The following is a 12,120-nucleotide window of genomic DNA, read 5'->3' on the forward strand; positions in this document are numbered from 1 at the left end:
GCGCTCTACCGAGCGCCCAAATTTTTTGCGTTTTCGTACGGATGGGATCCTTACGGTCTTGCGGTACGACATCTGAAGCTTCACACGCGCAAAGACATGCTCAACCTTGCATCGGACACTGGACTTTAAATGTTCGATCCTGCGCACAATGTCTTCAGCTGATCGCCCTTTCAAAACGCCTGGACGGATGTTGATCCGGTACTCACGCTTCTCCGCTTCCTTATCCGTCTGGAATTCCTCGCGTTTTTCCATCCCGACATAGCCGGCATCGCCGTAGACCTGCTCCGTCTCCGACGGTATCAGTTCCCTCGCACGGCTGATGTCATGCTCGTTGGCGGGGCCGTAGACCGCATTCGTGACGATGCCGGTGAGGTCGTCGGTGGCGACGTGCATCTTCATGCCGAAATGCCACGTATTTCCCTTTTTGCCGCTTGACATTTCCGGATCCCACTTGTGATCGCGATTCTTGGTGGAGCTCGGAGCCTCAATGAAGCTGGCATCAACAATGCGTCCTTTGGAGAGAACCAGTCCGGCAGCGGTGATGCCGTCGTTGACCAGTTCAAGGACCTGCTTGCCGAGGTTGTGCTTCTCGAGCAGATGACGGAACTGGAGAATCGTGGATTCGTCCGGCGTACGATCCGCCAGCGCCAGCCCCACGAATTTTCGAGCAGTAGAGTTCTCGTGAAGGAAGTCCTCCATCTGGGGATCGCTCATGTTGTAGGCGATCTGAAGCAGATGAATCCGGAGCATCAGCTCAAGAGGGAAAGGCTGCCGGCCGCGGCGGCCTGACTCGTAGTAGAAGGTCTGACCAGGGGACAAGCTTTTCCAACCGTTCGGTGAGGCGTTCCGTACGGGTTTTGCGGCGAAGATTGGTTTCAAGGTCCGAAAACGAAAGCTGTTCCATCAGAAGCCTCTTGCAAATCTATTTATGATAGATATATTCTATCATATATTTGATATTTATGCAATTAATACATTGTTAATGTTAACGGTCAGCGTAAACGAGACTGTTTAGCCAACGACTTTGAGACGTGTTACCTCAGGGACATGAGACCGCATACCGCATCTGGCCGGGACGATATACCAACATCCTTTTGGCCTGGATACCTCCGCCACCATGAGCCCTATTACCACTGAAACCCGAAACCTCCGTAAGGAGAGATGAATTACCACAGGGCTAGATACCGCAAATTACACTGAAATATCATGTTCTTGACGGTAAGACGCGAAGATTCAAGTGAAGGAAGACCGTAGAGATGGTTTGTCGTTAAGGCGAATGCACCGCGCGCTGCGCTTGGATGCATCCGCCTTAACTAAATGATATCTCAGGGATTTCTGTCAAGCGCTTTCGCGGCATAAAGCTTCGCGCGCCTGAAGGCCGCGCTCGTTTATTCCACGTTCGCTTGACAGAGCTTGCCTCAGTGCCCGTAGGCTAAATGCCGGTATCGCCGCCAGATGCCGCAGTGGAGCGCTCGGCCAGCACAATGCCCGCAAAACAATCCACGAGCTCGCGCGTTACCAGAAAAGCCGCTGTGTAGCTTTTCGCCTCCTTGAAAAGATCAGCGCTGTTCTGAAACTCTTGCCGTTTGCTGGTGTCGCCGTGAAGGGTAGAAAAAGTCTCATTGACGCTGTGGGTTAGCAGTCTCATTTTTGCTGACCGTTAACAAATTAATACATTGTTAACACGCCTATAGCACCATTTGTCAACTAAAGCATTGCTTTGTTAATATCTTGCTCTGATAGAGCATCCGGCAGGCTTCGGCTTCCTCAATCCTGAGGCAAGACTCGGATAGAGGGAGGCGAAGCGGTAGCATGAATGCCCGGCGGGTTATCCTTTGCCGGGCATTTTTCTTTTTTGTGTTTTGCTTCTTCTCTTTTGCTCTCTATGTTTTCTGTTCAACTCTCTTACGATATCGTGCCTGAAGCAGGGGAGTCCGGCGACGGCGGCGGCAATTGCCTCAACCCCTTGATCCGGGAGCTCGCCGCGATTGAGAGCGAAAAGTCGCTCCAGAAGGCGGCGCAGAAGACCGGCGTCTCGTACCGCTACTTCTGGGGGCAGATTGAAGCGTGGGAGAAGAAGTTCGGCCAGAAGCTCGTCGTCAGAGAGCAGGGAAGGCCGGCGAAGCTTTCTCCTCTTGGCGAAAAGCTTCTCTGGGCGGAGAGAAGCGTCGTTGCCCGGTATGCGGTTCAAATGGAGAAAATGCGTGCGGAATTGAATTCCGCGCTCGCCGCGGCATGCGACCCCCATGCGGACATCATCAGAATCGCAGGATGCTTCGACTCCTGGCTTTCAATGCTCCCGGCGCATCTTTTTCCGCAGGGCGTCATTCTGGATCTCCAGTTTTCAACCAGTGCGGAAGGCTTGAAGTCTCTTGCCGCGGGTGCGTGCGATATCGCGGGCTTCAACTTCCCGAGAATGTCTCCCGAAGAGACTTCCGCGTCCAGTGCGGCTGAAGCCTTTGCGCCGCTTATCGACCCCGCCCGGACCTCAATGTGCCGGTTCTCGTCACGCATGCAGGGGCTCGCGGTGGCAAAAGGCAATCCTTTCGGCATCCGTTCCGTCAGCGATGTCGCTGCAAAAAGCCTGAGATACGTCGGCCGCGGCAAAGGGACGGGCACGGAGGTGCTGCTGAACGATTTATGCCGGAAGGAAAGCGTTTCAAGAAGCGCCATCCGGCAAACGACAGCGGAGGCAAGCCACGATGCCGTTGCAACCTGCGTTGCTTCTGGACGTGCGGATGCCGGGCTCTGCGTTGAAACGGCGGCGCGGAGGGCTGGCGCGGACTTCGTGCCGCTTTCTCAGGAGGACTACTTCCTTATCTGGCGCCGGGACGGCGACTTCTCATCGCTCGGGAAGCTTCTGGCTACGCTTCGTTCGCCGGAATGGCGCTCCACGGCGCAGCAGTTTGCGGGGGTCTCTGCGGAGGGCTGCGGCGAGGAGCTGGATCCCGCTTCGCTCGGCTGGTGGAAGAGTTCATGCTGCCGCACACCAGTGTAAAAACTTCGTGAAGCTGGCATTTCTGAACGCCAATAGCATGCCAACTACAGAACTTCAGCGGCTTCCTCTCAACATGCCGGACTTCATCGCGCTTCGGGAGAGCGGGATGATTTACGTCGATAAGACCCGGCAGATTGCCTCTCTTGCCATGATGAGGCAGCAATATGTTATGGTCCGCCCCCGGCGTTTCGGGAAGTCGCTCCTGATCTCTACTTTTGAAGCTCTTTTCTCGAAAGGGCTCAAGCATTTTGAGGGCCTCGCGATTCAGGACATCTGGCGCGAAGATCAATGCTATAACGTTGTTCGTCTTGACTTCTCAACGATTAGCCACTTCGATTCTGTTGAGGCCTTCACCCTTCAGTTTGAACGCCTTCTGGACAACGCCTTTGGTAAATACGGATTCAAGCCTCATCATGGCGAAGATCGACTCATTCATCTTGAGGTCGATCGCTGGCTCAAGACTCAGCCTCGGCAGAGTCTGGTTATTCTGATTGACGAATACGATGCGCCGCTGACGGCGGTGATGGACAACCCGGTGCTCTTCAGGGTGGTCAGGCGGAAGCTCGCTGCCTTCTACACCGTCTGCAAGAGCAATGTTGCGCAGCTCCGTTTCTTCTTCATGACGGGCATCACCAAATTCAATCAGGAAGACGGTTGTTCGGAACTCGATGACCTGATTGATATTTCTCTTGACCCCATATACGGCGATATTGTCGGGTTCACTGAACTTGAGATCATGAAGTATTTTTCTCCGTATCTCAAAAATGCAGCCGTTACGCTGGGGTTTTCTGAAGACGAGACGCTTCAGAAGCTGCGCCAGTACTATGGCGGCTACTGCTTCGATGAGGATTCCTCTGTCTACGTGTATTCCCCTTGGTCTGTGCTGAATATCCTGGCTCGACCCTATAGAGGCTTTCGGAGCTATTGGATCGAATCTGGCGGACCGATTTCTCTTCTGGGACGGCACCTCAAGGACCATGCGGAGCGGAGTCCTGCCGATTATGCGGTCGAGAAACCGTTGAGCTACGGCGAGATGCTGATCCCGACAGGGTCCGAGAGACAGCGTGATACGGCGCTACTCACCCTTGCCGGCTACCTCACCATCAGGCGCAGAGAACTCAATACTTTTTTCCTGGGGTACCCCAACCGCGAGGTTGAGGAAGCAATGGCGACCATGTATTCGGAGCGTCTGCTCGTGGGTCGATCGATTCGGGAGATCGGCGCGTGAGAAATCCGCGATGCCTTTTGAACGGGGAGGGTGGATGAGGCGGTAACGCTTCTCAAACGGACTTCCCTCAATATCCATTACGTACTCAGCCGGTGCCACTGGGTTCTGGAGCTTAAATTCCTTTCCCGCACCGAGGAAGAGAAAGGCCGCAAGCCCGAACGACTGCTCGAAGAGGCGCTCGCGCAGCTCCGAGAGAAACGCTACGGGCTTCAGGATGGAGGAGAGGAAAAGCGAATTCGGGCTGCGCTCGTCTTCTCTGAGCAAAGGCGGGAGTTTGTGCTCTGGCAGGAATGCCCGGAGATCGATGCCTGAGGCAGCTCATCCTGGCGCTGAGAGACGCTCAGGAATCACCTTGACAAAATCCATTCGCTCATCATCAGAAGATCCTTCCTTCTGACGAGGCGCCTCCCCGCAGGGCGGATGAGGGTCCCTTCCTTCGCCGCCGCGGAGAGAAGCCGGTCGAGCGGCGCCTTCGTCGTGTAGATGATGTTGGAGAGCGTTGCCCGGCTCACCTGCATCGGAAGCTCCAGGTATTCCTCCCGGGACTCGAGCGGGTTGATGCCGCAATGGAAAAGCGTCGCTGCCCAGAAGAGCAGAAAGCGCTCGGGCAAAGAAAGCGAAAAGAGCGCCTCCATCCCGATGAGTTCGGACTTCCCGGCAAGTTCGGTGTAGCCGACGTATTCCAGAAACCGGGCCTTGTCGTCCATGAGCCGCTCGCGGAAGATCTTGCCCGGAAGGCTAGTGATCCTTGAGGGCCTGACGGCGCGCACGAGCCGCGGCGTAGGTTCCGAGGAGAAGAGGTTCAGAAACCCCTGAAAGCTCCCGTCCGGATAAAGATTCATAGCCAGGGGCTTGTTGAGCCGGTAGTTGGTGACGCCCTGGCTCACGAGTCCGGAGTCAATGCGACGCACCAGAGTTGACCGCTCGGCCTCCGTCTGGATGTAGGCGCGCATGGAATAGTCCTGCGACTGCCCTTCAGCATCAAAAAGCTCGAGAAGCGATTTCGGCGCGCGCGGCACAATCCAGGGACAGATGACTTCCGGGTTCGACATGGACGGGAGAAAAGAATCGGGGAGGAAGCATTCATCTTCGCTTTCTCAACCCGACGCCGTCAAGAGAGTTTTCCCATCGGCGGGAAAAAGAAAACCCGGCGCTGCCGCCGGGCTTTCTCACGTGCATTACGTTTTCAGGATTTACTTCGCGGTCTTCACAATGTGATCAACCGCGAGCTTCCCGCCGCAGATGGCCCAGGAGCTCGCCGTGCCTTCGGCAATATGCATGTCGTAGGAGTCGGAGTAGAGGCCGCCCGCATCCTGACCGATCGCGTAGATGCCCTTGATGACATTGCCCTTCGCGTCAAGCGGCTGGAAGAACTCGTTGACGCTCGCGCCGCCCGTGGTGGCGTAGGTCCTCAAGCTCCCCTTAATCGCATAGAAGGGGCCGGTCTTCACTTCGCGGAGCCACTCGGAATCCTTATAGAAGTCCTCGTCCTTGCCGATCTTCACGAGCTCGTTCATGCGGTTCGCGGTGGCGGCGAGGCGCGCGGGATCCATGCCGGTCATCCTGGCAAGGTCTTCGAGCGTATCGGCCTTGTAGCAGAAGCCGTCCTTCACGCCGCGCTCAAAGAGGGCGTCGAAGTTCGTGAACTTCGTCCCCGGCGTCACCATGCCGAAGTAGCCGCGCGGGAGGCCTTCCCTGATCATCTCCTCGCGCGTCTTGTCGTCAAAGACGGCAAAGCCTTCGCCGCCCACTTCCTCAAAGGCGTTCGAGATGTATTCAAGGGGCAGCGTTTCGTCCGCGACGCGTTCGCCCTGAAGCGACGTCTTGAGGTAGGGCTGGAAGAGCGCGGCGAGAAGCCTCACGTATTCGGCCTTCGTGACGCCGTCCTTGCCGAACTGGAGGTCCGTCGGCACGCCCTTCAACCACAGGCCCGCCTGCATGCAGACATTCATGTTGACGAGCTTCGCGCCCGCGCTTTCAAGCATCTGCACGCCGTCGCCCGTGCGGCCCGGAGACCCGGCGCTCTCGTAGCCCGCATAGGGGAGGTACTTCTTCACCATCTCCTTGTTTCCTGAGAACCCGCCCGTGGCGATGATGGTGTTGTCGGCGCGGATCGTAAGGGTGTCGCCGTTCTTCGCAACTGCCTTTACACCCTTCACGACGCCGTCCTCAATGATGAGGGACTGCGCAGGGGTGGAGGTCATGATCTCGCCGCCCTTGGCTTTGATCCGGGTCGAGAATTCCTGCACGAGAACCGTGCCGTGGCCGCCCTTGTACATGTGCCAGGTGCGGTTCCCGTCGATGAAGGCGGTCTTCACGGCTTCATAATGAACCCCATGGTCGGCAAGCCAGTCGTAGACGCCTGCGGTTTGCTTCAACCAGCTGTTGAGCGCCCGGGCGTTGATGCGCCAGTGATGGAAGTCCATGACGCGCTTGAACTGGCGCTCGGGATTGACGCCGATGTTGTCGGCCTTCTGGAGCGCAGAACCGACAAAGAAGGTGCCTTCCATGTAGTTTCCGCCGCCGCCCACGACGGCATTCTTTTCAAGAACGATCGTCTTCAAGCCGGCATCCGTTGCGGCAACGCCTGCCGTCAGACCGCCGGCACCGGCGCCCACGACCACCACGTCCGTCGTGATCGTGCGCTCTGCTGCGAGAACGCCTCCCGCCATGGTCATGACGGCAAAGGCGGCAGCGGTATAGGCCCATACTTTCATCTCTTCTCTCCTTTTGGGAAGCAATTTGAATTTGCTTTACATTGAGTATGAGCGAAAAGTGTGAAGCGCTTCTCCTGACCCGATTGTCCTGACCTGAGTCAGGAGGCGGCCCGGGACGAAAAGCAGAAAAAAGGGAGAAAGCCCCTGCGGCCTATAATTCCGGGCACCTTCCTCTTCTCTCCTTACGGGAAACATCAATGGCTCAGGAACTCCAGATTCGCGGACGCGACGCCGCTCTTCAATGCGATCGCGCGATGGATCAGCTTTCGATTGACGCGGAAGTAAAGGGAGAGATCCGCACGGCTTTTCTCGTAGCCTTCGAAATCGGGGAGCCGATGTTCTTCTTCAAGGAAAAGAAGAAGGCACGGATCATGGAGGAGCTCCTCGCGATCGAGCTCGCGCTCTTTTCCGCAGCATGCGGGGAGAAGCTCAGAACCCTGAAAGATTCGGGAGAAATTTCCGAGGACGAGTTCGATGTCGCCCGCAAGGCACTCGAGGAGCGCGTCGGGGCGAGGGCAGGGCAATACGCAAGCCTCAGCGGTTATCTCGCTGCCGCCGCGAAGGCGGAAAGAATCGGAGCAGATGCGGCGAAGGCCGTCCTCGACGAAGCCCGCAACCAGGTCCTCCGGGCAAAGCTCGGCGCATCCGTCCCGATGGGCGGGCTTTTCGCGATCTTTGCCGATGGGGCGCAAAAGAAGGCAGAGCATTTTGCTCAGGATTTTGCAGACGGGCTTTTCCGTGAGTGAATGCTCTCTACGTCAGATCCTCCTCGATCACAGCGCGGCAGGTTTTGAAGACTGAAAGCCATCCTGCCTGCGGGAGCCTTGAGCCCTCACAAGCGGAAATTCGTCCGGCGTCCGTGAGTCCTGCAGATTCATTTTGAGAGGGCTTATGGTCTCTCGTAAATGGCATTGATTTTCCTGAATTCCATCTAATTTAATAGCTGACTATTCAAATGTACTTCAATGTTTGAATTGCGTTTAACACTTACAAATTGTTAGCCGACTTACAATTTAAAATATCAAGGTAAACATGGAATTTGACTTGATGAACGCTTGTTCAAATTTGAATTTGAAAGACAAACCTGCGACACTAAACATGAGTTCGCAGCAAGGATGCGAACTTTATTCTTCTTGCTTAAGAGGTATTTAAATGAAAAAGACTCTGGCTGCGCTCGCGGTATTGGGCGCATTTGCAGGTTCGGCGCTTGCTGCCGACGTTACGCTCTACGGTCTTGTCGACTACGGCTTTTCGTACCAGCATTCTGACGGCGACGCTCAGGCTGATGCCGAGGACAACTTCACCATGAAGTCCGGCATGAACTCCGGTTCCCGCTTCGGCTTGAAGGGAACGGAAGATCTCGGAAACGGCCTTCAGGTGGGCTTCGTCCTTGAAAACGGGTTTGATGCCGATGACGGCACGTTCGATTCAAACGGCGACGACAGGATCTTCGGCCGCGAAGCTTCGCTCCATTTGACGGGCGCTTTCGGCGAAATCGCCTTCGGCCGCATGGGACAGCTCGCGAGCTCGCTCGGCTCCTACGGGCTTCTCGGACAGACGAGTCCCTTCTCGACGGGCTGGGGCGACCTCACCGGCATGAAGTTCGTGCAGGCTGCGGGCCACACGCGCTACGACAACATGGTCACCTACAAGACCCCGACGTTTGCGGGCTTTACGGCTTTCGCCCAGTACTCGTTCGGCAATTCGGACGACAACGGCGAGACCGGGTCGGCCAAGATTTCCTGGGATGAAGGCAAGGCCTCCGCCGACCGCTACTATGCAATCGGCGCCAACTACAAGGTTGAGAATCTTTACCTCGTCGGCATCGTCGACTCGGTCAATTACGGTTCGCAGCAGACCGTCAGGGGCACGGATCTGGACGATTCGATCACCGTTACCCTGGGCGGCAACTACGACTTCGGCTTCATGAAGACCTACGCCGCCTTCCAGTATTTCGACAATGCGTACTCGGTCGGCCAGAAGGCGATTGGCGACGACAGCTCGATCGGAAAGGCGGGGCGCTTCTCTGCCGAAGGCGCTGAAGGCTACAGCGTTGCGCTCGGCGTCGGCGTCCCGGCGTTCGGCGGCACCGCGAAGGCTCATGTCGGATACCTTTCTGCGGAAGACACGGCTGAAAGCGACAACACGCTCGACCGCTGGAACATTTCCGTGGGCTACGACTACAACCTTTCGAAGCGCACTTCCGTCTACACGGCCGCGACCTATCTCCAGGACAAGCTGGAGTACAAGGACGCGAGTAAGGACCGCGACCCGAGCGCGGTTGAAGTGATGGCTGGTCTCATCCACCGCTTCTAAAGAAATCTTCATCAGCGCCGGTTTCCCGGCAAGAGTCTTCCCGCGCTGATAAAAAGATGCCCCCGCAGACTTGCACGGTTTGCGGGGGAATTTTTCTTACGGGTTCAGATTCGCTGCAGTTTCAGGCTTCAGCGGATGTCGAGCTTCTTTTCCTTCATCCACTCGGAGAAGAGATCGGCAACCTCGAGGTTGTTCTTCTCGGCAAAGAGGAAGTGCGTGTTCCCTCGGAGTCCCTTTTCAGGGAGCTCAATCACCTCAGCGTCGCCCCCATGGCGGTTGACGGCATCCGCCCAGAGGCGGGCCATTTTGACGGCGGCTCTCCAGTAGTCCTGGTGGGGATTGGTCGAAGGCTCCTTCGGAATGTAGTCGCCGTAGAAGATGACGATCGGATAGCGCGTGAGCTTTTTGAAGTCCTCAAGCGGTACTTCGTCCGCCTTGAAGTCGCCGAAGAAGCTCGAGGTCTTGATGGGCGCAGGCACCTCGCCCTTCGGGAACGGGAAGTTGCTCCCCGGTTCATAGGAAGCGATTCCCTTGATATGGTCGCTCATCATGCCGGTGAGCCAGCCGATGCCGCCGCCCTGGGAGTGCGTGACGAGAACGGCGTCGCCCGACTTCTCAAGCACGGCCGCCATCGCGCGGGCGTTCACCTTCGCGTCATAGGGAGCGGTGTTGGGCGTCATCTGGCGGAAGAACTGGTTGAGGGACTCCGCGTCCTCCGGGAACTGCGAGTTCTCGTAGAACTTCGGCCACATTCCCATGCGGAACTGCCCGAAGAAGAAGGCTTCGTCGGATTTGGCAGGAATTTCGCCCGCTACGGTCGCCTTCCCGGCGCCGCCGCGGCGCGGCTGGTCGACGAGGTAGACCTTGAAGCCGCGCGAGAGGAAGATGTTCTGAAAGCCGTCGCGGCCGTCAGGCGTTGTTTCCCAGGTCTTCGAGAATTCCCCGTAACCATGAAGGAAGACGAGCGGATACGTTCTCGCATCGGTCGGGATCTGGTACCTCACGAAGGCGTGGTCGCCGTGAAGCCCCTCGAGGTCAAGGGCCGCCGGATCGGCGAAGGGCGCCCGAAGCTGATCGCCCCGACGACGAGCAAGAATGCCGCAGACCTCTATCAGACGCTCGAGAAGTTTGCCGGCATGAAGGCCCTCGACATGGTCGAGGTCCGCATCGATTATCTCGGGAAATTGAAGCCGGCAGAGTTTGCCGAGGTGACCCGGAAGGCCTATCAGGCGGCGGGCGACAAGATTGTCCTCGTGACGTTGAGAAACGGCACCGACGGCGGTCCCTTCATTGCCGAAGACAAGTACTACGGCGAGGTTTACCGCGCCGTTATTGAGTCCGGCAAAGCCGACATCATCGACCTTGAGCTCTTCCGCGATGCGGACATGATCCGCTCTCTCGTCAAGGCCGCGCACGCCAAAGGCATCAAGGTCATCATCAGCGACCACGAATTCAAGTTCACGCCTGATGAAGGCGAAATCATCAGGAGACTTCTCCTCGAACAGGAATTCGGCGCCGACATCTTGAAGCTCGCCGTCATGGCGTTCTCGCCCGAAGACGCGCTCACCGTGATGACCGCGACCGCGAAGATGCGCCACTACTACAGCGACCGTCCGATGCTCACGATGGCGATGGGAAAGTGGGGCGTGCTCACGCGCATCACGGGCGAAGGGTTCGGCTCCGACCTCACCTTTGCGTCTGTGGGCGGAAAGGCGAGCGCGCCCGGCCAGATTCCGGCCGAGGAATGCCTCTCTGTGCTCGAAACGCTCCACCGCGCGATGAATCCGTAATGCGGATGCGTCTCATGCTTAATGATTGCCTAGAATAAATTTGTTTTTGATTGACTGATTCCAAGAGGAATTTCATCCATGAAGAAGACTTTTGCTGCTCTTGCGGTTGCCGCGCTCTTTGCGACCGCCGCTTCCGCCGCCACCTTCAAGGCGGGAACCTACACGGCTTCCGCCCCCGGCATCCACGGCGCCGTCACCGTTGAGGTGACCTTCACGGCCGATAAGATTTCCGCCGTCAAGGTCGTGAAGCAGACCGAAACCCAGGGCATCGGCACGCTCGCCGTTGATCAGCTCCCGCAGAAGATCGTCAACGCCCAGTCGCCGAAGGTCGACGGGGTTTCGGGCGCCACGATTACTTCGGACGCCATCAGGAAGGCCGTTGCCGACTGCGTGAAGCAGGCGGGCGCCGACCCGGAAGCGCTCGTTCCGGTGGTGCTCAAGAAAGTTGCGAAGAACGAAGACCTCGCCACTGACGTCGTCATCGTGGGCGGCGGCGGCGCGGGCATGTCCGCGACCATCCGCAGCCGCATGAACGGCCTCAACGTGATCCTCGTCGAGAAGATGCCCTTCATCGGCGGTGCGGCTTCGATTTCGGGCGGCCAGGTCGTCGCCCAGGGCTCGAAGCTTCAGAAGGCCTTCGGCTCCAAGGACGACTCCGTCGATTCGATGGTGAAGGACTTCCTCAAGAACGGCGCCGGCAAGAACGATCTCTCGAAGCTCACGCTCTACGCAAAGAACGTCGGTCCCACGATCGACTGGTTGAATGAAAAGGTGGGCGTCAAGTTCATCCCGAACGATCTTCCCTACCTCGCCGAGTATTCGCACCGCCGCGCGCTCGAATTCCAGGGGGGCGCCGGCACCATGGCCCAGCACCTGCGCGAAGTGATCGCCCAGAACGGCGCCAAGGTCTTCTACAACACCCGCGTTGAAGACCTCATCGTCGAGGACGGGAAGGTCACGGGCGTGAAGGCTGTGGATCTCAACAGCGGCACGACCTACACCATCAAGGCGAAGAAGACCGTTAGCTGGAATCCACCAATTTTACCGGGGTGGTTCCTTTGTTCAGCTCTC

At 57.4% G+C, this 12,120-nt stretch carries 12 protein-coding genes; 7 read left to right on the plus strand and 5 right to left on the minus strand.

Annotated elements, in window-relative coordinates; all coding sequences use genetic code 11:
- Positions 1-819, minus strand: an 819-nt coding sequence (locus Q0106_RS04645; protein ID WP_297609514.1) for an IS5 family transposase, incomplete at its 3' end; no start/stop codon positions are given.
- Between the two features lie 613 nt (positions 820-1,432).
- Complete coding sequence (locus tag Q0106_RS04650; RefSeq protein WP_297609517.1) at positions 1,433-1,648, minus strand: hypothetical protein; 216 nt, start codon at positions 1,646-1,648, stop codon at positions 1,433-1,435.
- Between the two features lie 267 nt (positions 1,649-1,915).
- On the opposite strand from Q0106_RS04650, the gene Q0106_RS04655 reads away from it, so the two are divergent.
- The 3 genes from Q0106_RS04655 to Q0106_RS04665 all read left to right on the plus strand — a co-directional run bounded on the left by Q0106_RS04655 (position 1,916) and on the right by Q0106_RS04665 (position 4,538).
- Positions 1,916-2,998, plus strand: coding sequence for a substrate-binding domain-containing protein (locus tag Q0106_RS04655; RefSeq protein WP_297609520.1), 1,083 nt, complete (start codon positions 1,916-1,918; stop codon positions 2,996-2,998).
- A 73-nt stretch (positions 2,999-3,071) separates the two neighbouring features.
- Complete coding sequence (locus Q0106_RS04660) at positions 3,072-4,226, plus strand: AAA family ATPase (RefSeq protein ID WP_297609523.1); 1,155 nt, start codon at positions 3,072-3,074, stop codon at positions 4,224-4,226.
- 30 nt (positions 4,227-4,256) lie between these two features.
- On the plus strand, positions 4,257-4,538 hold the full coding sequence (locus tag Q0106_RS04665; RefSeq protein WP_297609525.1) for a hypothetical protein: 282 nt from the start codon (positions 4,257-4,259) through the stop codon (positions 4,536-4,538).
- Between the two features lie 35 nt (positions 4,539-4,573).
- Here the strand turns inward: Q0106_RS04665 and Q0106_RS04670 are convergent, their stop codons facing one another.
- Both Q0106_RS04670 and Q0106_RS04675 read right to left on the minus strand, forming a co-directional pair.
- On the minus strand, positions 4,574-5,278 hold the full coding sequence (locus Q0106_RS04670; RefSeq protein WP_297609528.1) for a hypothetical protein: 705 nt from the start codon (positions 5,276-5,278) through the stop codon (positions 4,574-4,576).
- Between the two features lie 141 nt (positions 5,279-5,419).
- Positions 5,420-6,943, minus strand: a complete 1,524-nt coding sequence (locus Q0106_RS04675; RefSeq protein ID WP_297609531.1) for an FAD-dependent oxidoreductase — start codon at positions 6,941-6,943, stop codon at positions 5,420-5,422.
- 197 nt (positions 6,944-7,140) lie between these two features.
- On the opposite strand from Q0106_RS04675, the gene Q0106_RS04680 reads away from it, so the two are divergent.
- Positions 7,141-7,689 carry a hypothetical protein gene (locus tag Q0106_RS04680; RefSeq protein ID WP_297609535.1) on the plus strand — a complete coding sequence of 183 codons (549 nt, stop codon included), beginning with the start codon at positions 7,141-7,143 and terminating at the stop codon, positions 7,687-7,689.
- A gap of 406 nt (positions 7,690-8,095) precedes the next feature.
- The gene (locus Q0106_RS04685) at positions 8,096-9,259 is read left to right on the plus strand and encodes a porin (RefSeq protein WP_297609538.1); all 1,164 of its coding nucleotides are present in this window, start codon (positions 8,096-8,098) and stop codon (positions 9,257-9,259) included.
- A 128-nt stretch (positions 9,260-9,387) separates the two neighbouring features.
- Here the strand turns inward: Q0106_RS04685 and Q0106_RS04690 are convergent, their stop codons facing one another.
- Entirely contained in the window at positions 9,388-10,263 is an 876-nt protein-coding gene (locus Q0106_RS04690) for an alpha/beta fold hydrolase (RefSeq protein ID WP_297609541.1), read from the minus strand.
- A gap of 15 nt (positions 10,264-10,278) precedes the next feature.
- Between Q0106_RS04690 and aroD the strand changes: the two genes are divergently transcribed.
- Positions 10,279-11,049 carry a type I 3-dehydroquinate dehydratase gene (gene aroD, locus Q0106_RS04695; RefSeq protein WP_297609545.1) on the plus strand — a complete coding sequence of 257 codons (771 nt, stop codon included), beginning with the start codon at positions 10,279-10,281 and terminating at the stop codon, positions 11,047-11,049.
- A gap of 78 nt (positions 11,050-11,127) precedes the next feature.
- Positions 11,128-12,120 (plus strand): FAD-dependent oxidoreductase (locus Q0106_RS04700; protein WP_297609548.1); only part of this gene is annotated, 993 nt, incomplete at its 3' end.

It is taken from the genome of uncultured Sutterella sp., from assembly GCF_937923675.1.
Lineage (GTDB): Bacteria > Pseudomonadota > Gammaproteobacteria > Burkholderiales > Burkholderiaceae_F > Sutterella.

Excerpts from the sequence above, each read along its gene's own strand:
- Q0106_RS04650 (WP_297609517.1), bottom strand. The coding sequence starts at position 1,648 with ATGAGACTGCTAACCCACAGCGTCAATGAGACTTTTTCTACCCTTCAC.
- Q0106_RS04660 (WP_297609523.1), top strand. The coding sequence starts at position 3,072 with ATGCCGGACTTCATCGCGCTTCGGGAGAGCGGGATGATTTACGTCGAT.
- Q0106_RS04670 (WP_297609528.1), bottom strand. The coding sequence starts at position 5,278 with ATGTCGAACCCGGAAGTCATCTGTCCCTGGATTGTGCCGCGCGCGCCG.
- Q0106_RS04675 (WP_297609531.1), bottom strand. The coding sequence starts at position 6,943 with ATGAAAGTATGGGCCTATACCGCTGCCGCCTTTGCCGTCATGACCATG.
- Q0106_RS04680 (WP_297609535.1), top strand. The coding sequence starts at position 7,141 with ATGGCTCAGGAACTCCAGATTCGCGGACGCGACGCCGCTCTTCAATGC.
- Q0106_RS04685 (WP_297609538.1), top strand. The coding sequence starts at position 8,096 with ATGAAAAAGACTCTGGCTGCGCTCGCGGTATTGGGCGCATTTGCAGGT.